The sequence below is a fragment of the Variovorax sp. GW821-FHT10C12 genome, assembly GCF_059415405.1.
On the sequence record NZ_JBWKNE010000002.1, the window covers coordinates 596,645 to 619,948 of the forward strand.

Below are 23,304 nucleotides of genomic sequence, written 5' to 3' on the forward strand. Positions count from 1 at the left end.
CGACTTCGGTGCTTGTGAAACAGGAAGTCTAGGAACCACATGGCCTAGTTCATAGAGCCATGAATGAAGATGGGTGCTGGGCCATAATTTGGCGTCATCACCACGGCGCGTTCTTTCGGAGCGGGCCCCATAAGCCATGACCGCCGCAAAGACCAGCAGCAACCTTTCGCCTCTGGACCCCGCAGCGGCCGAGCCCTTCTACCGCCAGATCTACGAGCGTTTGCGCAGCGCCATCGCCAGTGGCTTGCTCAAGCCGGGCGACCGCGTCCCTTCGGCGCGCGCGTTGACCCAGGAGCTGGGCCTGGCCCGCGGCACCATCGACGCCGCTTACTCGCTGCTGGCCGCGGAGGGCTATATCCAGGCCCGCGGCCAGGCCGGGACCATCGTGACGCCGGGCCTCAAGCCGCGAACGCCCGCGACGGTTACACAGCCTGCGCCCGAGCCCGCCACCTCGTCGATCGGCTTTCGCCCGCAATCGATCCTGCCGTTCCAGATGGGCTTGCCCGCGCTGGACGAGTTCCCCCGAAAGATTTGGGCGCGGCTGGGCGCGCGCTGCGTGCGTGCCATGCAGCCGCTCGACATGACCCATCCCTCCGTCTACGGCCAGCCGGCGCTGCGCGCGGAAATCGCCGCCTACCTGCAGGTGTCGCGGGGCATCACCTGCGCCCCGTCGCAGGTGTTCGTGACCTCGGGCTACCGCCACTCCATCGAACTGATCGGCCTGGCGTTGCTGAAGGCGGGCGACCGCGTGTGGCTGGAAGACCCGGGCTACCCGCCCACGCGCGAACTGTTCGCGCAGATGCACATCGCGACCGTCCCGGTGCCCGTGGACGCGGAGGGCATGGTCGTGGCCGAAGGCATCAAGTCGGCGCCGCGTGCGCGCGCGGCCGTGGTCACGCCGGCGCACCAGAGCCCGCTGGGCGTGTCGCTGTCGCTCCAGCGGCGCATGGCGCTGCTGGACTGGGCGGGGCGCCACAACGCCTGGATCGTCGAGGACGACTACGACGGCGAGTACCGCTACGTGAGCCGCCCCCTGCCGGCCCTCAAGAGCCTGGACCGCGACGGGCGCGTGCTCTATGCGGGCACCTTCAGCAAGGTGCTCTTTCCGAGCCTGCGGCTGGCCTACCTCGTGGTGCCGCCGGCGCAGGTCGAGCGCTTCGAACAGATCCTCCAGACCTTTGCCGGCGGCAGCCCCGAGCTCACGCAGTCGATCGTCACGGCGTTCATCCAGGAGGGCCACTTCGCGCGCCACATCCAGCGCATGCGCAAGCTCTACGCCGAGCGCCGCGAAGCGACGAGCGCCGGCCTGGCGAGCGTGCTGGGCACGCACGTGCGCATCGACGCGCTGCCCGGCGGCATGCACCTGATCCTGCGGCTGGCGGGCCGCCAGTCGGACCGCAAGCTCGTGGCGCGCATGCGCGAAGCAGGCCTGTTCGCGGAGGCGCTGTCGGAATGGACGCAGAGCGGCAAAGGCAGCTCGGCGCTGCTCGTCAACTTCACGAACGTCGACTCCCGGGCCACGGCCGAGAAGTTGGGTCGGCGCATCCTGGCCTTGATGTGATCCGGGAAATCATGGCCTAGAACCGAAGGCTGTTCATGGCTCTTCTTGACTGAGCCAAGATGGCCGACGATCGAGTCCTTCCCCATCAGCACATACAAGGACTTCTCATGAGCCATCGCATCGACTACGCCAAAGTTTCGCCCGAGGTCTACAAGGCTTTCGGCGGGGTGCACGTCGCCGTCCAGAAAACCGGCCTGCCCAAGGAACTGGTCGATCTCGTCTACCTGCGGGTGTCGCAGATCAACGGCTGCGCCTACTGCATCGACATGCACTCGCGCGACCTGCTCAAGGCCGGCCTCGCGGTCGACAAGCTGGTGCTGGTGCCCGTGTGGCACGACGCGGGCGCCGTGTTCAGTGCACGCGAACGCGCGGCGCTCGCCTGGGCGGAAACGGTGACGCGCGTCGCCGAGACGGGCGTTCCCGATGCCGACTATGAAGCGGCCACCACCGAGTTCAGTGAGAAGGAGCTGGTCGATCTCACCTACGCGATCAGCCTGATGAACGCCTTCAACCGCTTCGGCGTGACCTTCCGCGCCACGCCGGCCGCCACGGCTGCCGCTGCCGCCAGGGCCTGAACGGCATGGCCTGAGTCTGGCTCGGCATCGCGGGGCTGCTGGAAATCGCGTTCGCCTTCGCCATGAAGTCGTCCGAAGGTTTCACGCGGCTGGTACCGGCGTTGTTCACCGTTGCTGCCGGCCTGTCGAGCGTGGTGCTGCTCGCGTTCTCGATGCGCACATTGCCGATGGGCACGGGCTATGCGGTCTGGACCGGCATCGGCGCGGCGGGCACCGCCATCGTGGGCATCGTGGTGCTGGGCGACTCGGCCGCGCCGATGCGGCTGCTGTGCATCGGGCTCATCCTCGCGGGCATGGTGGGGCTCAAGCTCGTCCCGGCCCCCTGAAAGAACACGGCAAAGCCCCGCAGCGCCCGTTGGCGATCCAGACGCTCGCCGCCGGGGCACGCCATAATCCGCGCCCATGCACGCCCTTCGAACCTTCTGCGCAATGCACCGCCTGGTGCTGGCGTGGTTCATGGCGTCGCTGTTGATCGCGGGCGCGTCGCCGCTCGTGAACCCGCAGGCGATGGAGCTGGTGTGTTCCGCTGCCGGCACCGTCAAGCTCATCGTGCAGGGCGACGACGGCGCCGCCGAAGTCGGCATGGCGGTCATGGACTGCCCGCTGTGCATGGTCTCCGGCCCGCCGCCTGCCACCGTGCAGGTGACGCTGCCCACGCCGCTGCCGCTGGGCCGCGCGCTGCAATCGATTCCCGCTGCCCGCCTCGCGGCAGCCACGGCCTCGCCGCCGCCGGCGCGAGCGCCGCCCACGCATCTCTCCTGAGTTTCGTCGTTCCTGCACCTGACGCCGCCTGGACGGGCCGCGCGGTGCGTTTCCGGTCGTTGTGCGGCCGGCGCTGCGCTCCATTTGTTTTCGCCAGCGCCGCCGCAAGAGAGATGCCATGCCTACCCTTTCCCGTGCCCCCGCTTTGGGGCTGCTTGCCTTGTTCGGCGCCGTCAGTTCGCCTGTCCAAGCCCAGACCGCCGTGTCGTCGCTGCCCCTGATCGAAGTGGCCGACGACGCCCCGCGCCCCAACGGCCGGCTCGACCTCGACACGCCCGCCGACACCGCGAGCCGCCTGGGCCTCACGCCGCGCGAGACGCCGGCTTCCGTCACGGTGGTGAACCGCGCGGTGCTCGATGCGCGCGGCGCGCAGAACACGCAGGAGGCGCTGCGCGCCGTGCCCGGCGTGACCGCGCACGACGCGCCCGGCAACGTCGGCGTGAGCTACCGGGGCTTCGGCAGCGGCTCGATCGCGCAGCTGTTCAACGGCATCAACCTGCAGTACTCGATCGCGGCCCGCCCGGTCGACAGCTGGATCTACGACCGCGTCGAAGCCATCGGCGGCCCGTCGAGCTTCCTGTTCGGCTCGGGTGCGCTGGGCGGCTCGATCAACTACATCACCAAGACGCCCGAGCGCAGCGACTTCGCCGAAGCGCAGCTGCGTGTCGGTACGCAGAACCTGAAAGAGGCTTCGTTCGGATTGAACCGCCGCATCGCCGGCGACGGCGGCGCGGGCAGCCACTACGCGCGCATCGACGTGAACCACCGCGACGCCAACGGCTGGACCGACGGCACCACAAGCAAGTCGACGCAGCTCGCGGCCTCGCTGCTGTCGGACTTCGGCGGCGGCCTGAAGCACACGCTGGCCTACGAATACCAGGACGAAGACGTCACGCGGCCCTACTGGGGCACGCCCGTGCTGAACCCGGCGGGCGGCGAGATGCGCATCGACCGCGGCACACGCTTCAAGAACTACAACAGCGCCGACGGCCTCTACGCGCAGCGCGTGCAGTGGCTGCGCTCGGTCACCGAATGGCAGGCCAGCGACGTGCTGCAGTTCAAGAACACCTTCTATGCCTACGACGCGCTGCGCGACTACCGCAACGTCGAGAACTACCGCTACAACGCGCGCAACACGGCCGTCATCCGCTCGGGCGCCTTGCTGCAGCGGCACGACCAGGACGTGTGGGGCAACCGCGTCGAGGGCCTCTACAAGGGGCAGCTCGGCGGGCTCAAGAGCGACTGGTCCTTCGGGCTGGACTTCAGCGTGAACCGGCAGACGCGTTTTCCCAACAGCCTGCCCGGCACCGTGAGCACGGTGAATCCGTATGTCTTCGCCACCGAGCGCTTCTTCGACGTGCCGGGCATGACGCCCGGTTTCCGCCCCGACCGCGACAACAAGGTGCGGACCACCGCGCTGTATCTGGAGAACCGCACCGCGCTGCAGCCGTCGCTGCACCTCGTGACGGCGCTGCGCCACGAGCGCATCGACCTCGACCTGGTCAACCGCCGCACCGTGGATGCGGCGAACCCGGCCACCTTCCATCGCGGCTACCGGCCCACCACCGGCCGCATCGGCCTGGTGTGGGACTTCGCGCCCGGCGCCAACCTGTACGCGCAGTACGCCACGGCGGCCGATCCGCCATCGGGCGTGCTCTCGACTGCCTCGTTCGCCGACGTGCGCAACAACAGCGAGCTCACCACCGGCCGCCAGGTCGAGGTCGGTACCAAGCTCGACTTCTGGCAGGGCAAGGGCACGGCCACGCTCGCGGCCTACAGCATCCGCCGCAAGAACATCGCGACGCAAGACCCGAACAACAGCACGCTCACGGTGCTGGTCGGCGAGCAGTCGTCCAAGGGCGTGGAGCTGGCGCTCGGGCTGCAGCCCACGCCGCAGTGGTCGCTGCAGGGCAACCTCACCTACGTCGATGCGCGCTACGAGCAGTTCCGCCAGGGCGGCGTGTCGCTCGCGGGCCGCACGCCGACCAACACGCCGGCGGTGGTCGCGAACCTCTGGGTGTCGTACGCCATCACGCCGCGCCTGCAGGCCACGGCGGGCGTGCGGCATGTGGGCAAGGTGTACGCCGATGCGGCCAACACGATGCACTGGCCCGGCTACACGCTGCTCGACCTCGGGCTGAGCTGGCAGGTGAACCGCAACGTCACGGTGGTGGGCCGCGTGCGCAACGCGACCGACCGCGTGTACGCCGCGAACGTCGGCGCCGGCTTCGCCTACCTCGGCGCGCCGCGCACGGCCGATGTGTCGGTGCGCGTGAGCTTCTGAACCCAGGGAGCACCGCCATGCATGCCAAACGCTGGTTGTTCCTGGTCCACCGCTGGCTCGGCGTGGTCGTCTGCGCCTTCTTCGCGATGTGGTTCGTCTCGGGCGTGGTGATGATGTACGTGGGCTACCCCAAGCTCACCGAAGCCGAGCGTCTGCAGCACCTGCCGGCGCTCGATGCGAAGGCGCCCTTGCTGGGGCCGCGGCAGGCGCTCGATGCGGCCGGTATCGCGGGGCCGTTGCAAGAATTGCGGCTCGCGGTCGCCAGCGGCGGGCAGGCGGTGTACCTCGCGGTGCCGGCGAGCGCGGCCGAACCCGGCGCGCGTCGATCACCGCCCGGGCGCGGCGTGGTCGTCGTCGATGCCCAGACCGGCGTCGTGCTGCGCCAGGTCGACCGCGCCCGCGCGCTCGTGAGTGCGCAGGCCTATGGGGGCGAGGCCGTGGTGCTCCGATACCGGGGCACCATCGACGAAGACGCCTTCACCCATTCGCGCGGGCTCGACGCACACCGCCCGCTGCATGTGGTCGACCTGGCCGATGCGCAGGCCACGCGGCTGTACATCTCGGGCCGCACCGGCGAGGTGGTGCGCGATGCACCGCGCGCCGAGCGGCTGTGGAACTACGCCGGCGCATGGATCCACTGGCTCTACCCGCTGCGCGGCACGGGCCTGGACCGCTACTGGGCCGACATCGTCAACTGGCTGTCGATCGTCGGCATCGCCGTCACGCTCACGGGCACCGTGGTGGGCGTGATGCGCTGGCGCTTCCGGCGCACCTACAAGAGCGGCTCGCACTCGCCGTACCAGGGCTTCATGATGCGCTGGCATCACATCAGCGGGCTGCTGTTCGCGCTCGTCACGCTGACGTGGATCTTCAGCGGACTGATGTCGATGAACCCCTGGCGCGTGTTCGACAGCGGCGCGCCGGCATTGCGCATGGCGGCGATGCAGGGCGGGCCGCTCGTCGTAGAAGCTGGCGATGCGGCGCCCGCTGCACTGCTGGCTTCCACGCGCGGCGACATCCGCGAATTGCGCTGGGTGCGCGCGGCGGGGGAGACGCTGGTGCTGGCCAGCACCGCCGGCGGCCGGCCGCTGGTGCGCGACGCGGCCAGCGCGCAGCCGCAACAGATCGACCCGGAGGCGCTGCGCAGCGCCGTCGCGCAACTGCTGCCCGACGCGGTCGCGCGCATCGACGTGCTCACCGCCTACGACAGCCACTACTACACGCGCGACGCGCACACCATGACCGGCGGCAGCGAGAAGCCGCTGCCCGTCTGGCGCGTGGTGTTCGCCGACACGCACGCCACCTGGGTCCATGTCGATCCGCAGACCGGCGCCGTGCTCGGCCGCAGCGACAGCACGCGGCGCCTGAGCCGCTGGCTGTTCGCGATGCTGCACAGCTGGGACTGGCTGCCGCTGCTCGCGCACCGCCCGCTGTGGGACGTGCTGCTGGTCGCGCTCAGCGCGGGCGGTGCGCTGCTGAGCCTGACCGGCGTGGTGATCGGATGGCGGCGCCTCGGTCGCAAGCTCAAAAGCGCGACGGGCCCGCGTCCAGCGCCTGCGCGATCCGCTGCGCCGAGCCGAAGGCCAGCGTGAAACCCAGCGCGCCGTGGCCGGTGTTGAACAGCATGTTCGACGGCGCATGCGGCAGCCGCCCGATGATCGGCAGGCCCTTCGGCGTGGCGGGGCGCATGCCGGTCCAGGGATGCAGCTCGGCCAGCCGGCTGGCGCGCGGGAACACGGCGCGCGTGGCGTCGGCCAGCGTCTCGATGCGCGTGGCCGGAATGCTTGCGTCGTGTCCCACGAGCTCGGCCATGCCGGCCACGCGCAGGCGCGAGCCGATGCGCGCGAAGACGACCTTGCGCGCGCTGTCGGTCACGTTCACGCGCGGCGCCGCGCCGGGCGCGGGGTCGACGTCGACCGTGATGCTGTAGCCCTTGAGCGGGTACACCGGCAGGTAGGCGCCGAGCGCGCGACCGAGCTTGTGCGAGGCCGAGCCCAGCGCCATCACGAAGGCATCGGCTTCGATGTCGCCTTCACTGGTCTGCGCGGCGGCGACACGGCCCTCGCTGCGCGCAAAGCCGTGCACATCGGCACCGAGCATGAAGCGCACGCCGCGCGCGCTCAGTGCGCGCATCAGCTCGGCGCACACCTTGAGGCAGTCGGCCGCGCACTCGCTCGGCGTGTGGACCGCACCCGCCATCTGGCCGCGGTAGTCCGCGAGCGCGGGCTCGATGGCCACGCACTCGTCGGGCGTGACGATGCGCTGCTCGCTGCCCAGCGTGCGCTGCAACTCGACCTGCGCGCGCGCACCGGCCAGCGAGGCGGCGCTGGCATAGAGCACCAGCTTGCCGGTGGCGGAGAAGTCGCAGTCGGGCGCGATGTCGGCCTGCATGGCCTCGAAGCCGGTGCGGCTCGCGGCCGCCAGCGCGAGCAGCTGCGCGGTGGTGTCGCGCGAGGTCGCGGCGTTGCATGCGGCCAGGAAGGCCAGGCCCCAGCGCCATTGCAGCGGGTCGAGCTGCGGGCGCAGCTTCAGCGGCGAGGTGGGGGAGAACAGCAGCTTGGGCAGCTGCGTCCAGATCGACGGATCGGCCAGCGGCTGCACGTACGAGTAGCTCAGCTGCGCGCCGTTGCCGCCGCTGGCACCCGCGCCGGGCGCCGCGCGGTCGATCACCGTGACCTGGTGGCCCTGGCGCTCGAGTTGCCAGGCGGTCGCCAGGCCCACGATGCCGGCGCCGAGCACGCACACATGCATGGAGGCAACTTTCCGGAAGTGAAGAAGAAAGGGAACAGAAGAGACAGCGTGCGACTGTAGAGGCCCCTCGCCGTGCCCGGAAATGCCAAAAGAACCCAGCCCATAACCTTTGGGCATGACCCCGGGGTTAATTGGAATTGTCCCGATGTGTCACTCCTTCTTACACTGGTTGTCTGTTCAATCCAACCGATGAAGGCTCGAATGAAACTCTCCGTTTTGATGGCGTCCCTGGCTGCCGCGGTCCTCTTCACTGCACCGGCCGCGCAGGCTGCCGACACGCTCGCCAAGATCGCCGAGTCCGGCAAGATCTCGCTCGCCTACCGCGAGTCGTCGGTGCCCTTCAGCTACCTGGACGGCCCGAACAAGCCGATCGGGTTCTCGGTGGAACTCTCCAACGCCGTGGTCGAGGCGGTGAAGAAGAAGTTGAACAAGCCCAACCTGCAGGTCTCGCTGATGGCGGTCACCTCGCAGAACCGCATCCCGCTGATCACCAACGGCACCATCGACCTGGAGTGCGGCTCCACCACCAACAACACCGCGCGTGGCAAGGACGTGGCTTTTGCGGTGAACCACTTCTACACGGGCACGCGCCTGCTGACGAAGAAGTCCTCCAAGATCAAGGACTACGCCGACCTCGCGAAGAAGACCGTGGCCAGCACCACCGGCACCACCAACGCGCTGGTCATGCGCAAGTACAACACCGAGAAGAACCTCGACATGAACATCGTGCTCGGCAAGGACCACGCCGACGCGTTCCTGCTGGTCGAGAGCGACCGCGCCGTGGCCTTCGCCATGGACGACATCCTGCTGTTCGGCCTCATCGCCAACTCGAAGAACCCGGCCGACTACGAAGTGGTGGGCGAGTCGCTGCAGGTCGAGCCCTACGCCTGCATGCTGCCCAAGGACGACCCGGCCTTCAAGAAGCTGGTGGACGACACCTTCACCGCGATGATGAAGAGCGGCGAGTTCGAGAAGCTCTACACCAAGTGGTTCATGCAGCCGATCCCGCCGAAGAACGTGCCGCTGAATCTGCCGATGAGCGACCAGCTGAAGGAAAACCTGAAAGCCTTCAGCGACAAACCAGCGACCTGATCGCACAGAGAGAGCGAAAGAGAAAAGACATGGTCGCAGCCACACAGGTCGTCGGCATCCTCGGGGGCATGGGCCCCGCGGCGGGCGCCGACTTCGTCCGGCTCTTCGTGCAGGCCTGCGCGCAGCAGATGCGTGCGCGCGGCGAGCCGGTGCGCGACCAGTCCTTTCCCGAGCACTGGCTGGCGCAGGTGCCGGTGCCCGACCGCACCGGCGCGCTGGCCTCCGACGCGCAGGGCGCGCACCAGCCGCTCGAACCGATGCTGCAGGCGCTGGGCCGGCTGGCCGCGCTGGGCAGCCGTGCCGTGGCCATCGCCTGCAACACGGCGCATGCGTGGCACGCCAACCTGCAGGAACGCTTTCCGCAGGTCGAGCTGCTGCACATGGCGCGCGAAACTGCACGGCAACTGGCCGCACAAGGCGCGACCGAGGTGGCGCTGATGGCCACCGAAGGCACCTACCGCGTGCGGCTGTATGAAGAGGCGCTGGCCGAGGCCGGCCTGGGCTGCCACGTGCCGTCGGCCGACGAGCGCCAGACCATCATGCGCGGGATCTTCGACGGCGTGAAGGCTGGCAACCTGCCGCTGGCCGAACGCTGCTTCTCCGAGGTCGCGCTGCGGCTGGCCGAGCGGCACGGCCCGGTCACGATCATCATGGGCTGCACCGAGGTTCCGCTGGGCCTGCAGGGCTCGGCCGCGGTGGCGGGGCTGCGCCTCGTCGATCCGGCGCAGGTGCTGGCCGAGGCGCTGGCACGGCGGGCCTACGGCACGTAGCCGCAGCCCGAAGCGGCCCGGCTGCTTTACGGTCCGGTCACACGGCCCGGCCCGATTTCGCCTACATTGCGGCGTGCGTTTTTCTACGCCACACCCCCTTGTCAGACGATTCAACCGGAGCCCGTGCATGACCTCCTTCGACGACAACCGTTCCGAATTCGATTCGCTGCGCCCCGGCGACAGCACCGAGCAGGGGGCCACGCGCCGCACCGCGCTCAAGGCCGCCCTCGGTGTCGGCTACGCCGCCGCCGTGCTGCCGGTGGCCGCGCAGACGGCCATCTCGACCCCGGCCGAAGGCCTGAAGGCCGGCCCCATCAAGTACACCGTGAACGGCTTCGAGGTGCCCGCCTATGCCGCGGCGCCGGCCGGCAAGACCGGGCTGCCGGTGGTGCTGGTGATCCAGGAAATCTTCGGCGTGCACGAGTACATCGCCGACACCTGCCGCCGCTTCGCCGAGCTGGGCTACCTGGCCATTGCGCCCGAGCTGTACGCGCGCCAGGGCGATCCGCGCGGCTACACCGACATTCCCAAGCTGCAGGCCGAGGTCGTCACCAAGGTGCCCGACGCGCAGGTCATGGCCGACCTCGACGGCGCGCTGGCCTGGGCCAAGGCCAATGGCGGCGACACCGGCAAGGCCGGCATCACCGGCTTCTGCTGGGGCGGGCGCATCGTGTGGCTGTATGCGGCCACGGGCAAGGTCAAGGCCGGCGTGGCCTGGTACGGCCGGCTGGTCGGGCAGGCCAGCGAATTGCAGCCGAAACACCCCGTCGACATCGCCGCCAGCCTGCAGGCGCCGGTGCTCGGCCTGTACGGCGGAAAAGACCAGGGCATCCCCCTTGACACGGTTGATAAGATGAAAGCTGCTCTGGCCACTGGAACTGCAGCGGCCAAGGCATCGAGCTTCGTCGTGTACCCCGAAGCAGGCCACGCGTTCCACGCCGACTACCGCCCCAGCTACCTCAAGAGCGCCGCGGACGACGGCTGGCAGCGTGCCACGGCCTGGTTCAAAGCCAATGGTGTCGCCTGACCGAAGACGGCGCCCGTAGCCACCCTCCGCCGAAGGCCGTCCGAAGTGACGGCCTTTCTCTTTTTATGAACGGAACAAGGTCATAACGGCCGTCCCATTTGCGCAAGCAGCTATGAATTTGATAGTAATTCTCGTGGCGACCCTGGTCGCCGGCATCGGAAGCGTCTGGCTCGCGGCCCTGTTGCTGCGCGTGGGCGTGCGCAGCGGCGGCGGCGGCGTGAACCCGCAGCACCTGCTGAGCCTGGCGGCCGGCGCGTTGCTGGCCACGGCCTTCATGCACCTGCTGCCCGAGGCCTTCGAAAGCCGCATCGAGCCCGCGCTGCTGTTTGCGGTGCTGCTGTTCGGGCTGGTGTTCTTCTTCCTGCTCGACAAGGCCGAGCTGTGGCACCACGGGCATGAGCACCACCATGGCGATGCCGCACCGGCGAAAGAGGGCGCGCACGACCACCACGGCCATGATCATCACGACCATTCGCACGCTCATCACCACCACGCACCCCCCACGGGCGGCGGCGGCTGGGCCGTGCTCACCGGCGACAGCGTGCATTGCTTCGGCGACGGCATCCTGATCGCCTCGGCCTTCGTCGCCGACATCCGCCTGGGCCTCGTGGCCGCGCTGGCCGTGCTCGCGCACGAAGTGCCGCACCACATCGGCGACCTCGTCGTGCTGCGCCAGAGCTCGGCCAATTCGCGCGCGGCGCTGGTGAAGGTGTCGCTCGCGGGCACGATGACCATGCTCGGCGGCATCGCGGGCTGGTGGCTGGTCGACCAGCTGCATGGCTGGCTGCCGTACTTCCTGGTGCTGGCGGGCAGCAGCTTCGTCTACGTGGCACTGGCCGACCTGATTCCGCAGCTGCAGAAACGCCTGCCCGCGCGCCAGACCGCGGCGCAGATCGCGTGGCTCGCCGCGGGCATCCTGCTGGTCACGCTCGTGAGCCGGTTGGCGCACGGCGAGCATGGCCACGAACACGGCCATGATGAAGGGCACGGCGAGCACGGCCACGTCCACAAGGACTGACGACAACGAGTGTCGTCGGCCTCGGGAGACGGGAAACTTTCCGACACCGACGTCAGCCCGTCGATCCACCGCAAGGGGCAAAACAGGCGCACCATAGAGGGCCGTTTACTCATCTGCCGAGGAATTCGATCATGACGCCCCACGCCGATGCCACCGCGCGCACCGCCTCGTCGTCCGAAGACGACGATGACGACAGCACGCCTGCCGACGACTTCGATGAACTCGAAGCCGATGCGTCCGACGACCTGTCGGACGAAACGGGCATCGACCTCACCGATGCCAGCGAGCTCGATGCCGACAACGTGCCGGCCGACGAAGAGTTCGACCGCGTGATGAACGCGCCGGATTAGCTGCTCCTCCAGGCTGCGCGACACTTCGTGTCGCTTCGCCAACCCCCTTGCCGGGGGCGATACCGGTGGCCCGGCAAAGCCGGTTCCACGGTAGCTCTGGAAGGGGTCAGTTCGCTTGCGCGTCGCGCCGAGTGATCACCTGCCCGTTGCGCGCCCCGCTGTGCACGCCATGGCGCCAGGTGACGGCGCCGTTCACGATCACCGCGTCGATGCCTTCGGCGGGCTCGGTCGGTGTTTCGTAGTTCGCGGTGTCGCGCACGGTGGCGGCATTGAAGACCACCACGTCGGCGTGGTGCCCGACATTGAGCGCGCCGCGTTCGTGCAGGCCGAAGTTGCGTGCCGTGAGCCCGGTCATCTTCCAGACCGCCGTCTCCAGCGGGAACAGGCCCACGTCGCGGCTGTAGTGCCCCAGCACGCGCGGGAAGGTGCCCCACAGGCGCGGGTGCGGCTTGTCGCCCAGCGGAATGCCGTCGGAGCCGATCATGGTTTCGTCGAAGGCGAGCACGCGCTGCACGTCGTCCTCGTCCATCATGAAATAGATGGCGCTGCCGGGCGACAGGCGCAGTGCGGCCTCTTCGCCCGACACGCCCCATTCGGCCGCGATGTCCTTCAGGTCGCGGCCCGCGCATTCGGGGTGCGGCACGCTGGAGGCGATGAGCACGCGCCCGTCCATCATTCCGCGGTCGGTGCGGATCATGGTGGAGCCCGCGGTGTACGGGTAGCAGTCGAGCCCGATGCACTGGTGCTTCATCGCTTCCTGGATGAAGGGCAGCGTGACCTTGGTCTTGCCGAAGTTCTGCGTGTTCTGCACCTTGTGGTGCGACACCACCACCGGGATGTCGAGCGCGCGGCCGATGTGGAAGGTTTCTTCGAGTGACTCCATCACGTGGTCGCTCTCGTCGCGCATGTGCGTCACGTACAGCGCCTTGCGAGCCGTGAGCGGGCGGCCGACCTCGATGATCTCCTCGGTGGTCGCCTTCACGGCCGGCGGGTAGAAGGTGCCGGTCGACAGGCCGATGGCGCCGGCCTGCATGGCTTCTTCGACCAGCGCCTGCATGGCGGCGATCTCCTTGTCGGTGGCGGGGCGGTCGAGGTCGGACATGGTCACGGCGCGCAGGGTCGAGTGGCCGACCATCGCCGCCACGTTGACCGACGAGGGCGTGGCGCGCAGCGCGTCGAGGTAGGCCGCAAACGTCGTGAAGCGGTCTTCCGGCGGCGTCTCGAGCAGGCTCAGCGGCATGGGCAGGTCCATGTCGGCGCGCAGCGGCGCGGCGCTGATGCCGCAGTTGCCCGCCACCACGGTGGTCACGCCCTGCGACACCTTGAAGGGCATCTGCGCGTGCGACAGCACGGCCTGGTCGTCGTGCGTGTGCGAGTCGATGAAGCCCGGTGCGACGATGCGGCCGGTGGCGTCGAGCGTCTGGTCGGCCGTGTGGCCCGCGAGCTTGCCGATGGCGGCGATGCGGCCATTGACGATGCCCACGTCGGCGTCGAAGCGCGGGGCCTTGGTGCCGTCGATCACGGTGCCGCCGTGGATCAAGAGGTCGTAGTGGGGTGTCTTGTCGGTCATGAGGGCAATGCTTTCAACGGAAGTGGCAGGCGACCCAATGGCCGCCCTGGGAAGACGAAGGGCGCTCCGTCAGTTCGGGCGTCTTCTCCTTGCACACGGCCTGCGCCATCGGGCAGCGCGTGTGAAAGCGGCAGCCCGAGGGCGGGTTGGCCGGGCTCGGCGGATCGCCCTGCAGCAGCAGGCGGCGTGCGGGCGTGCGCGGGTTGGGCACGGGCACGGCCGACAGCAGGATCTCGGTGTACGGATGGCGCGGCGCCGAGAACAGCGTGTCGCGGTCGGCGATCTCCACGATGTGGCCGAGGTACATCACGGCCACGCGGTGGCTGATGTGGCGCACCACGGCCAGGTCGTGCGCCACGAACAGGTAGGCGATGCCGAACTCGGCCTGCAGGTCCATCAGCAGGTTGACCACCTGCGCCTGCACCGACACGTCGAGCGCCGACACGGGCTCGTCGCAGACGATGAGCTTGGGGTTCAGTGCCAGCGCGCGCGCAATGCCCAAGCGCTGGCGCTGGCCGCCCGAGAACTCGTGCGGAAACTTCTTCGCCGCCTCGGGCCGCAGGCCCACGCGCGAGAACAGCCACTGCACGCGCTCGCGGCGCTCGACCACCGACACGTCGCCGAAGTTGCGCAGCGGCTCGGCCACGATGTCGCCGGCCGTGAGGCGCGGGTTCAGCGAGGCGTAGGGGTCCTGGAAGATGATCTGCAGGTCGCGTCGGCGCTGGCGCATCGCGTTCGCGGGCAGGGTCAGCAGCTCTTCGCCGTTCAGCCGCACCGAGCCCGAGGTGGGCTCGACCAGCCGCATCACCGACTTGGCCGTGGTGGTCTTGCCGCAGCCCGACTCGCCGACCAGCGACAGCGTTTCGCCGTGCCCGACGTTGAACGACACGCCGTCGACCGCCTGGATCGCGGGCTTGGTCGGTCGCAGCCAGCGCCGTGGCGAGGTGTAGTGCTTGCGCAGTTCGCGCACCTGCAGGAGCGGTGCCTGGGCGGATGTTGTCGTTGTCGTCGTCATGCGCTCACCTCGGCAGCCTCGTCGGTCCATTGCTCTTGCACCGCGAAGCAGGCGACCACGTGCCCGTCGCCCTGCGTCGAGAGCGGCGGTGTCTCGCGGCGGCAGCGCTCGCGTGCCTGCGCACAGCGCGCGGCAAAGGCGCAGCCGCGCCCGAGTTCGTGCGCGGCGGGCACCATGCCCGGAATCTCATGCAGCCGCGCGCTCGAGGTGCTCATGGCGGGCATCGAGGCCATCAGCGCGCGGGTGTAGGGGTGCAGCGGGCGGTCGAACAGGTCGACCACGTCGGCCTCTTCCACCTTCTTGCCGGCGTACATGACGACGACGCGGTCGCAGCTCTCGGCCACCACGCCCAGGTCGTGCGTGATCATCACCACGCCCATGCCCAGCTCCTTCTGCAGGCGCTTGATGAGGTCGAGGATCTGCGCCTGGATGGTCACGTCGAGCGCGGTGGTGGGCTCGTCGGCGATCAGCACCTCGGGGTTGCAGGCCAGGGCCAGCGCGATCATCACGCGCTGGCGCATGCCGCCCGAGAGCTGGTGCGGGTACTCGTTCACGCGCCGCTCGGGCTCGGGAATCTGCACCAGCCGCAGCATCTCGACCGCGCGCTGCAGCGCCTCGGCGCGGCTGGCTTTCTGGTGCAGCTGCACCGTCTCGGCGATCTGCCGGCCCACGGTGAGCACCGGGTTCAGAGAGGTCATCGGCTCCTGGAAGATCATCGAGATGCGGTTGCCGCGGATCTGCCGCATCTCGCGTTCGCTCAGCTGCATCAGGTCGGTGCCGCGCAGGCGCACCGCGCCCATGTGGCGACCGGGCGGCGTGGGCACCAGCCGCAGGATCGAGAGCGCCGTCACGCTCTTGCCGCAGCCCGATTCGCCGACCACGCCGAGCGTGCGGCCCGCGCGCACGGTGTACGACACGCCGTCGACCGAGCGCACGGTGCCCGCGAGCGTGCTGAAGTAGGTGCGCAGGTTGTCGACCTCGAGCAAGGGCTCGCCGGGAGCGAGGGTGGCCTGGGACATGGGAATGGTCATGGCGCGTTCCTCTTCACAGCTGCCGCGCCAGGCGCGGGTCGAGCGCATCGCGCAGGCCGTCGCCGAGCAGGTTGATGGCGAGCACCGTGGCCGCCAGCAGCAGGCCCGGGTACAGGATGATGTGGAACGCCACGGTCACGAAGTTGCGGCCCTCGGCCATCATGTTCCCCCAGCTCGGCGTCTGCGAAGGCACGCCCACGCCGAGGAAGGACAGCGCGGCCTCGGTGAGCACGGCGGCGGCGGCCACGAAGGTGGCCTGCACCACCAGCGGCGCCACGATGTTCGGCAGCACGTGCCGCACGAGGATCACCGGCAGCCGCGTGCCCACCGCGTGCGCGGCCTCCACGAACAGCTGCTCGCGCAGCGTGAGCGCCAGCGAGCGCACCAGCCGCACCACGCGCGGAATCTCGGGCACGGTGATGGCGATGATCACGGTGGTGAGGCTGGCGCGCGTCACGGCCATGAGCGCGATGGCCAGCAGGATGCCGGGGATGGCCATGAGCCCGTCCATCATCCGCATGATCGGGCCGTCGGCCCAGCGCACGAAGCCCGACACCAGGCCCAGCGCGATGCCGAAGAAGGTGGCGAGCACGGCCACCGAGGCGCCGACGATCATCGACACGCGACCGCCCCACACGGCGCGGCTGAACACGTCGCGGCCCAGCGCGTCGGTGCCGAACCAGTGCTCGGCCGAGGCCGTCTGCATGCGTGCGAGCGGGTCGATGTCTTGCGGGTCGTGCGTGGCGATCCAGGGCGCGGCGATGGACAGCGCGGCCACCGCGATGAGCAGCAGCGCGCCGACGATCAGCGTCGGGTGCTTGCGCACCCAGCGCCAGCGCGGCGGTACGAAAGGGGCGTCTTCGGCGGAAGCAGCGGCGGCATCGGCGGGCACCGGCGCATCGGCCTCGCGCAAGGGCAGGGCAGTGGACATGGCGTCGTGGGGCTCGTTCTTTGTTCTAGTACTGGATGCGCGGATCGAACAGGCGGTAGCTCAAATCGATCAGGAGGTTGATCAGCACGTACACGCCCGCCGACAGCAGCAGCACGCTCTGGATCACCGGGTAGTCGTGGCGCTGCACCGAATCGATCACCAGCCGGCCCACACCCGGAATGGCGAACACCGTCTCGGTGACCACCACGCCGCCGATCAGCAGCGCGATGCCCGCGCCGATGGTGGTGGCGATGGGAATGGCCGCGTTGCGCAGCGCATGGCCCAGCACCGGCAGCACGCCCAGGCCCTTGGCGCGCGCGGTGCGGATGTAGTCCTCGTGCAGCACCTCGAGCACGGTGGCGCGCGTCATGCGCGTCACCAGCGCGATGTACACCAGCGCCAGGTTCACGCAGGGCAGCACCAGCGCGCGCAGCCAGGCGCCGGGGCCTTCGGAGAAGTTCACGTAGCCCTGCACCGGAAACCATGGCAGCTGCACCGCGAAGGTGTAGACCAGCAGGTAGCCGACGAGGAACACAGGCACCGAGAAGGCCAGCACCGCGAACAGCATCACGAGGCGGTCGATCCAGGTGCCCGCGCAGTAGGCCGCGAGCGTGCCCAGCGGCACGGCCGTCACCAGCGTGATGAGCATGGTCAGCGCCGCGATCGACACCGTGGGCTCCAGCCGCTGGCCGAGCAGCTGCGTCACCGGCACCTGCGTGAAGATCGAGGTGCCCAGGTCGCCGGTGAAGATCTTGCCGATCCACAGCCCGAACTGCTGCCACAGCGGCAGGTTCAGGCCGAGCGCGGCGCGCAGCTTGTCGATGTCCTCGGTGGTGGCGAGGTCGCCCGCGATGAGCGCGGCCGGATCGCCGGGCGACAGGTGGATCAGCAGGAACACCACCACGGCCACCACCGCCATCACCGGCAGCGTGGAAAGAAAGCGTCGAACGATGTAGCCCATGGCGGTGCGCGTGGCTTACTTGTCGAGCACCCAGACGGTGGGCATGCCGGCCCACATCTTGTCCAGCCCCTTGATGCTGGCGCGCGCCGCGAATGCGGCCGAGTACTGGCCGGCGTTGATGTACGGCACGGCCTCGTAGGCGCGCGACTGGAAGGCGTCGAGCAGTTCCTTGCGCTTGGCCGGCACGGTTTCCTTCAGCCAGGCGGTGCGCAGCTCGTCGAGTTTCTTGTCGCAGGGCCAGCCGGGCAGCGTGTTGCCGCAGGCCGCGCCCAGGTAGGCGTTGCTGATGGGCGAGTTCACGTCGAACTCGCCGGCCACCGTGACGTACATGTTCCAGCCGCCGGCGTCGGCCGCATCGCGCTTGGCGCGGCGCGCACCGATGGAGGCCCAGTCCATGGTCTGCGCATCGACGTTCAGGCCGATGCTCTTCATGGTCTGCGCGGCCATCAGCGCCTCGGCGTTGAGGTAGGGCACGTCGCTGGGCACCATCAGCACCACCTTCTCGCCCTTGTAGCCGGCGTCTGCGAGCATCTTCTTCGCCTTGGCGACGTCGGCCTTGCGGAAAGGCTCCGCGCCGGCCGAGGTGTCGTTGGGGCTGCCGCAGATGAACCAGGTGGCGCAGTAGGCCATGCGCATGTCCAGCGGGAAGCCCATGGCCGCGACGAAGCGTTCCTGGTTCACGGCCTGCAGAAGCGCCTGGCGCACCTTCGGGTTGTCGAAGGGCGGGTGCAGCTGGTTCATCACCAGGAAGCCCTGGTAGGCGCCGCCGGAGCCGATCTTGATGTTGCTGTCGGTGCGCAGCGGCGCGATGTAGTCGGGCGCCAGCTGCTCGATGTAGTCGACCTCGCCGCGCTTGAGCGCCGAGATCGCACTGTTGGCGTCGGGCAGGTAGAGCCATTCGACGCGGTCGAGGCTGGTCTTCTTGCTGCCGGCCAGGCCGCTCGGCGGTTCGCTGCGCGCCACGTAGTTCGGGTTGCGCACGAACACCGTCTTGTTGCCCGGCACCCATTCGTCACGCTTGAAGATGAAGGGCCCCGAGCCGACGACTTCGGTGAGGGGCGCGGTGGCCGGCAGCTTGGCGATGCGCTCGGGCAGGATCACCGGCGGAAAGCCCGAGGGCTTGGCCAGCGCGTCGAGCACCATGCCGAAGGGCTCGTTGAGCGTGAGCGTGAGCGTGCGCGCGTCGGTGGCCTTCCACTCGGCGCCGACGGCCGTCATGGCGCGGCCCAGGCTGTCGCGTGCCGCCCAGCGCTGCAGCGAGGCCACGGCGTCGGCCGAGGTCACGGCGGCCCCGTCGGAGAACTTCAGGCCGGGGCGCAGCGTGAAGCTCCACTGCTTGCCGTCCTTGGAGGTCGTGTACTTCTCGACCATCTGCGGCTGCGGCTTGCCGGTCGCATCCTGCGCGAACAGCGTGTCGTACACCATGTGGCCGAAGTTGCGCGAGATGTAGGCCGTGGTGAAGGTCGGGTCGAGGATCTTCAGGTCGGCATGCGCCACCACCTTGAGTGTCTTGGGCGGCGTCTGGGCGAGCGCGGGAAGGCTGGCGGCCGAAAGGGCCAGGGCAGCGAGGGCGGCAAGCGTTCGTCGGGTCATCGTCGGTTCTCCGGTCGGTGGGGCGAAACAAAAAAGAAGAAGAGGGAGTTCAGGCGGCGACGCCGATGGGCCACTTCGGCAGGCGAGCCTTGCGGTACGGCAGGGTGGTGAGGTCGAGCGTCACGGCGCCCGGTGCGCCGGCGTAGATCACGTGCTTGGCCACCTGCGAGTACGACGCGTAGAAGTGCTGCGACGACTTGACCACGACGATCTTCTTGGCCGCCAGGTCGCAGCCCAGCTGCGTGAACAGGTCGGTGCCCATGGCCTGGTTGCGCCGCGTGATCAGCACGATGTCGATGCCGTTCACCTCGACCAGCGCGCAGTCGCCCATGGCCGTGGGCGTGTTCGACAGGCCCGTCATCACCAGGTCTTCCTGCAGCGCCTTCACGGTGCATTCGAGGTCCAGCGGGTCGCCCGACAGCGGGCTGATCTTGCCGCCGATGCGCATCTGAAGTTTCGCCCCCACGCCGGCGTCGAAGGCGATGCGCACGGCGATCGGGTCCCACATCGGGCCCAGGGCTGCGTTCGTGATGCCGCGCTCGAGCATGCGGCGCAAGATGAAGGTGGAGTCGCTCGCCGCGCCGCCGCCGGGGTTGTCGGCGCCGTCGGCCAGCACCACGGGGCCGCCGTCGAAGGCCAGCGCCTCGTCGAGCGAGTCGTCGATGCTGGGGTAGTTGACGGTGAGGCCGTCGCGCATGGCGATGACCTCGTCGGCCAGCTGGCGTGCCAGCGCATTCGCCTTGGCCTGGTCGCCGTCGGTGTAGACCAGCACCTTGGTGCCCATCTCGGGCACGTCGCCCCACGAGAAGCCGTGCGTGAGCGAGACCGAGAGCACGCCGTCCTTGCCTTCGAGCGCCTGCATGCGTTGCACGAAGCTGCGCGCCGGCTCGCGCGAGGTGTGGACGGTGACGATGATGTCGCAGTCGACCATCGCGGCCACCGGCTTGACTTTGCCTTCCACGGCCGCGGCGCAGATGTCGACCAGCTCCAGCCCGCGTTCGAGCACGTCGGTGTGCGGGTACTCCTTGAAGGAGACCATCACGTTGGCGTTGTCCACCATGGCGGACGTGAGGTGGTTGTGCGGGTCGAGCTCGGCGCCGATCACCACATCAGGGCCCACGATCTGGCGCACGCGCGCCAGCATGTCGCCTTCGCAGTCGTCATAGCCGTCGGCCACCATCGCGCCGTGCAGGCCGAGCAGCACCATGTCCACCGGCAGCGCCGCGCGCAGGTCGTTCAGCATCTCGTCGCGCAGGGTTTCGTAGGCATGGCGCGTGGTGATGCCGCTGGGCTGCGCGCCCGCCACCATGCCTTCGAGCAGCGTCCAGCCCTTTTCCTTGCCGCGGATGCGCGCGGCCCACAGCGGGCCCGAGTAGATCGTCAGCGCATCGGGGTGCTGGCCGGCGGGAAAGTAGCCGCGGTCCTTGAAGGAGGCGATGCCGGTCGGCATCGGGCCGAAGGTGTTGGTTTCGGTGGCGAGGGAAGCACTGAAGACACGCATGGGATGGTCTCTTGGGGTTGTGGGTTGTTCTTGTCAGGCGGCAGCGGCGGTGCGCAGTCGCTGCGGGCCGAGCATCTCGGCCGTGAGCCCGAAGCCCGCGATGCGCTCGGGCAGCGGCAGGCCGCGTGCCAGCGCGGCGCAGGCCTCGCCCATGGCGGCCGAGGTCTGGATGCCGTAGCCGCCTTGCGCCGCGACCCAGAAGAAGCCGGGCGCGTCGGGCGCGAAGCCGCCCACCAGGTCGCCGTCGGCCACGAAGGAGCGCAGGCCGGCCCAGGTGCGCGTGGGGCGGCGGATGGCGAGCGTGGTCGCTTCCTCGATGCGGTGCATGGCGATGGCGATGTCCATCTCTTCGGGCTGCACGTCCTGCGGCTCGACCGGGTCGGCATTGGCCGGCGAGCCCAGCAACATGCCCGCGTCGGGCTTGATGTACCAGCCCTCGTCGGCGGCGAACACCATCGGCCAGTGCGCGACGCTCTGGCCCTCGGGCGGCGCGAAGATGAAGGCCGAGCGGCGGCGCGGCTCGATGCCCAGCGGGCGCACGCCCGCCAGCTGCGCGATCGTGTCGACCCAGGCGCCGGCGGCGTTGAGCACCACGGGCGCTTCGTACACCGCGCCGCCCGCCGTCACGCGCCAGCGGTCGCCCACGCGCTCCATCGCCGTGACCTCGGCGTCGCACACCAGCTTGCCGCCGGCCTGGCGCATGCCGCGCAGGTAGCCCTGGTGGATGGCGTGCACGTCCATGTCGGAGGCGTCGGGTTCGTACACCGCGCCGGCCACCTGTTCGGGGCGCAGCGCCGGCACCATCTCGCGCGCCTGCTCGCCGTCGAGGCGCTGGGCGCCGACGTCCATGGCGCGCAGCAGCTCCCAGTGCGCCTCGAGTTCGTGCAGGTGCTCGGTGCCCGCGACCATCATCGCGCCGCGCGGCGTGAGCAGCGGGTGCTCGGCGAAGCCTTCGGGCGGGTGTTCGAGAAAGGCGCGGCTGGCCATGGTGAGGGCACGCACCTGCGGCGTGCCGTAGCTCTCCATGAAGAGCGCGGCCGAACGGCCGGTGGAGTGGTAGCCCGGCTGGGCTTCGCGTTCGAGCAGGATCACGCGGGCATGCGGGGCGAGCCAGTGGGCCACCGAGGCCCCGGCGATGCCGCCGCCGATCACGAGGTAGTCGGCCGCGACGGGAGTGGTTGTGCTTGTTGTCATCGCCGAAAAGTGTAGGTAGAAATTTGCGGATACGCAAATTGATTTGCGCCAACCAAGGGGAAACCATGGGTGCACCACCGAGGTGAAATTTGCGTACACGCAATTTGCGCATACGCAAAACGCATGCCGGGGCTGTCGCGCCGTGCGTGGCCGGCCGGGCGCGGGGCTGGCAGAATCACCCGGCATACCTAGAGAAAGCCAAGCGTGACTCCACACACAGGGAACCGGGGCGGGGCGAAGCTGAAGGAAGAGCCGCCCACGCTGGACCGCACCACTTTCGGCCATCGCCTGCGCACCGCGCGCAAGCGTTTCGGCTGGACGCTGGCGCAACTGGCCGAGCGCTCCGGCGTGTCGATCACCACCATCTCGCGCGCCGAGCGCGGCCAGCTCGCGCTCGGCTACGAGAACTTCACCGCGCTGGGCCGCGCGCTCGAGATGGACATGAACGCCATGTTCGCGGGCGCCGGCGTCAAGCCCGAGCAGCTCGACGGCCCGGTCGTCACGCGCGCGGGCAAGGGCGTGGTCTACAAGGGGCTGGCCATCGCCTACGAGTTCCTGGGCACCACCGCCGCCGGCAAGCAGATGAGCCCCATCGTCGGCACCGTGCACGCGCGCCGCATCAACGGCCCCGAAGACTTCGTGCGCCACACGGGCGAAGAGTTCGCCTATGTGCTGTCGGGCGAGATCGACGTGTACTTCGACAATGGCGAAGTGGTGCGCCTGGCGCGCGGCGACTCGCTGTACTTCGACAGCCGCCTCGGCCACGCCTACGTGAGCGTGAGCCGCCAGCTCGCGAAGATCGTGGGCATGACCTCGGGGGAGAGCGGGCACATGAAGTCGGCGCGCGAGGCGCCTGCGATGAAGCCGGCGCGCAAGACCGTGGTGGCGAAGAAGACCGCAGGTGGCCGCAAGGGCTGAGCGTCCGCGTCAGCCTGCGGCCCGACTTGAAGGAGACATGACGATGCCCGAGCACAAGATTTTCGCGATGCCGTTCGCGAAGGTGTACCCGATGTACGTCCAGAAAGCGGAACGCAAGCAACGCACGAAAGACGAAGTCGATCAGGTCATCTGCTGGCTCACCGGCTACGACGCGGCGGGGCTTCAGCAGCAGGTCGAACAGCAGAACGATTTCAGGACCTTCTTCGCGCAGGCCCCGGCACTGCATCCGAACCGTGCGTTGATCAAGGGCGTGGTGTGCGGCGTGCGCGTCGAGGAAGTCGAAGACCCGCTGATGCAGAAGATCCGCTACCTGGACAAGCTGGTCGACGAGCTGGCCAAGGGCAAGGCGATCGAGAAGATCCTGCGGGCGTAGTGCGTG

Annotated in this window: 22 protein-coding genes; 13 read left to right on the forward strand and 9 right to left on the reverse strand. The window is 69.1% G+C overall.

What is annotated here, in order from left to right:
* The first annotated feature begins 136 nt into the window (after positions 1 to 136).
* The 6 genes from pdxR to AC07OH_RS16075 all read left to right on the forward strand — a co-directional run bounded on the left by pdxR (position 137) and on the right by AC07OH_RS16075 (position 6,774).
* The gene (gene pdxR, locus AC07OH_RS16050) at positions 137 to 1,561 is read left to right on the forward strand and encodes a MocR-like pyridoxine biosynthesis transcription factor PdxR (RefSeq protein WP_495301352.1); all 1,425 of its coding nucleotides are present in this window, start codon (positions 137 to 139) and stop codon (positions 1,559 to 1,561) included.
* Positions 1,562 to 1,668: 107 nt separating this feature from the next.
* Positions 1,669 to 2,136 carry a carboxymuconolactone decarboxylase family protein gene (locus AC07OH_RS16055; protein WP_070061781.1) on the forward strand — a complete coding sequence of 156 codons (468 nt, stop codon included), beginning with the start codon at positions 1,669 to 1,671 and terminating at the stop codon, positions 2,134 to 2,136.
* Between the two features lie 26 nt (positions 2,137 to 2,162).
* Positions 2,163 to 2,462 carry a DMT family transporter gene (locus AC07OH_RS16060; protein ID WP_495301423.1) on the forward strand — a complete coding sequence of 100 codons (300 nt, stop codon included), beginning with the start codon at positions 2,163 to 2,165 and terminating at the stop codon, positions 2,460 to 2,462.
* 76 nt (positions 2,463 to 2,538) lie between these two features.
* A complete protein-coding gene (locus AC07OH_RS16065; protein WP_495301353.1) occupies positions 2,539 to 2,898 on the forward strand; it encodes a DUF2946 family protein in 360 nt (119 codons plus the stop codon).
* Between the two features lie 118 nt (positions 2,899 to 3,016).
* Complete coding sequence (locus tag AC07OH_RS16070) at positions 3,017 to 5,182, forward strand: TonB-dependent receptor (RefSeq protein ID WP_495301354.1); 2,166 nt, start codon at positions 3,017 to 3,019, stop codon at positions 5,180 to 5,182.
* A 17-nt stretch (positions 5,183 to 5,199) separates the two neighbouring features.
* Positions 5,200 to 6,774, forward strand: coding sequence for a PepSY domain-containing protein (locus tag AC07OH_RS16075; RefSeq protein ID WP_495301355.1), 1,575 nt, complete (start codon positions 5,200 to 5,202; stop codon positions 6,772 to 6,774).
* Here AC07OH_RS16075 and AC07OH_RS16080 read toward each other — a convergent pair.
* The gene (locus AC07OH_RS16080; protein WP_495301356.1) at positions 6,707 to 7,933 is read right to left on the reverse strand and encodes a D-amino acid dehydrogenase; all 1,227 of its coding nucleotides are present in this window, start codon (positions 7,931 to 7,933) and stop codon (positions 6,707 to 6,709) included. The genes AC07OH_RS16075 and AC07OH_RS16080 overlap by 68 nt on opposite strands.
* Before the next feature lie 201 nt (positions 7,934 to 8,134).
* On the opposite strand from AC07OH_RS16080, the gene AC07OH_RS16085 reads away from it, so the two are divergent.
* From AC07OH_RS16085 to AC07OH_RS16105, 5 genes are all read left to right on the forward strand, one after another.
* A complete protein-coding gene (locus tag AC07OH_RS16085) occupies positions 8,135 to 9,025 on the forward strand; it encodes a transporter substrate-binding domain-containing protein (RefSeq protein ID WP_062468917.1) in 891 nt (296 codons plus the stop codon).
* A 29-nt stretch (positions 9,026 to 9,054) separates the two neighbouring features.
* Positions 9,055 to 9,795, forward strand: a complete 741-nt coding sequence (locus tag AC07OH_RS16090) for an aspartate/glutamate racemase family protein (protein WP_495301357.1) — start codon at positions 9,055 to 9,057, stop codon at positions 9,793 to 9,795.
* Positions 9,796 to 9,922: 127 nt separating this feature from the next.
* Complete coding sequence (locus AC07OH_RS16095; protein WP_495301358.1) at positions 9,923 to 10,822, forward strand: dienelactone hydrolase family protein; 900 nt, start codon at positions 9,923 to 9,925, stop codon at positions 10,820 to 10,822.
* Between the two features lie 112 nt (positions 10,823 to 10,934).
* Complete coding sequence (locus AC07OH_RS16100; protein WP_139701903.1) at positions 10,935 to 11,840, forward strand: ZIP family metal transporter; 906 nt, start codon at positions 10,935 to 10,937, stop codon at positions 11,838 to 11,840.
* Between the two features lie 131 nt (positions 11,841 to 11,971).
* Complete coding sequence (locus tag AC07OH_RS16105) at positions 11,972 to 12,190, forward strand: hypothetical protein (protein WP_489062376.1); 219 nt, start codon at positions 11,972 to 11,974, stop codon at positions 12,188 to 12,190.
* A gap of 106 nt (positions 12,191 to 12,296) precedes the next feature.
* On the opposite strand, the gene AC07OH_RS16110 is transcribed toward AC07OH_RS16105, so the two are convergent.
* From AC07OH_RS16110 to AC07OH_RS16145, 8 genes are read right to left on the reverse strand one after another with little or no spacing between them, the layout of a single operon-like run.
* On the reverse strand, positions 12,297 to 13,760 hold the full coding sequence (locus AC07OH_RS16110; RefSeq protein WP_495301359.1) for an N-acyl-D-amino-acid deacylase family protein: 1,464 nt from the start codon (positions 13,758 to 13,760) through the stop codon (positions 12,297 to 12,299).
* A gap of 13 nt (positions 13,761 to 13,773) precedes the next feature.
* Positions 13,774 to 14,775, reverse strand: coding sequence for an ABC transporter ATP-binding protein (locus AC07OH_RS16115; RefSeq protein ID WP_495301360.1), 1,002 nt, complete (start codon positions 14,773 to 14,775; stop codon positions 13,774 to 13,776).
* Complete coding sequence (locus tag AC07OH_RS16120) at positions 14,772 to 15,806, reverse strand: ABC transporter ATP-binding protein (RefSeq protein ID WP_070095027.1); 1,035 nt, start codon at positions 15,804 to 15,806, stop codon at positions 14,772 to 14,774. Before AC07OH_RS16120 ends, AC07OH_RS16115 begins: the two co-directional genes overlap by 4 nt.
* Before the next feature lie 13 nt (positions 15,807 to 15,819).
* A complete protein-coding gene (locus AC07OH_RS16125; RefSeq protein WP_495301361.1) occupies positions 15,820 to 16,737 on the reverse strand; it encodes an ABC transporter permease in 918 nt (305 codons plus the stop codon).
* Positions 16,738 to 16,762: 25 nt separating this feature from the next.
* Positions 16,763 to 17,698: an ABC transporter permease gene (locus AC07OH_RS16130; protein WP_056574393.1), complete on the reverse strand. Its 936-nt coding sequence runs from the start codon at positions 17,696 to 17,698 to the stop codon at positions 16,763 to 16,765.
* A 15-nt stretch (positions 17,699 to 17,713) separates the two neighbouring features.
* On the reverse strand, positions 17,714 to 19,291 hold the full coding sequence (locus tag AC07OH_RS16135; protein WP_495301362.1) for an ABC transporter substrate-binding protein: 1,578 nt from the start codon (positions 19,289 to 19,291) through the stop codon (positions 17,714 to 17,716).
* Positions 19,292 to 19,340: 49 nt separating this feature from the next.
* Positions 19,341 to 20,792: a M81 family metallopeptidase gene (locus AC07OH_RS16140; protein ID WP_495301363.1), complete on the reverse strand. Its 1,452-nt coding sequence runs from the start codon at positions 20,790 to 20,792 to the stop codon at positions 19,341 to 19,343.
* Positions 20,793 to 20,825: 33 nt separating this feature from the next.
* Positions 20,826 to 21,986 carry an NAD(P)/FAD-dependent oxidoreductase gene (locus tag AC07OH_RS16145; RefSeq protein ID WP_495301364.1) on the reverse strand — a complete coding sequence of 387 codons (1,161 nt, stop codon included), beginning with the start codon at positions 21,984 to 21,986 and terminating at the stop codon, positions 20,826 to 20,828.
* 204 nt (positions 21,987 to 22,190) lie between these two features.
* On the opposite strand from AC07OH_RS16145, the gene AC07OH_RS16150 reads away from it, so the two are divergent.
* The gene (locus tag AC07OH_RS16150; RefSeq protein WP_495301365.1) at positions 22,191 to 22,904 is read left to right on the forward strand and encodes a helix-turn-helix domain-containing protein; all 714 of its coding nucleotides are present in this window, start codon (positions 22,191 to 22,193) and stop codon (positions 22,902 to 22,904) included.
* A gap of 43 nt (positions 22,905 to 22,947) precedes the next feature.
* Positions 22,948 to 23,298: a DUF2200 domain-containing protein gene (locus AC07OH_RS16155; RefSeq protein ID WP_495301366.1), complete on the forward strand. Its 351-nt coding sequence runs from the start codon at positions 22,948 to 22,950 to the stop codon at positions 23,296 to 23,298.
* Positions 23,299 to 23,304: the final 6 nt, after the last annotated feature.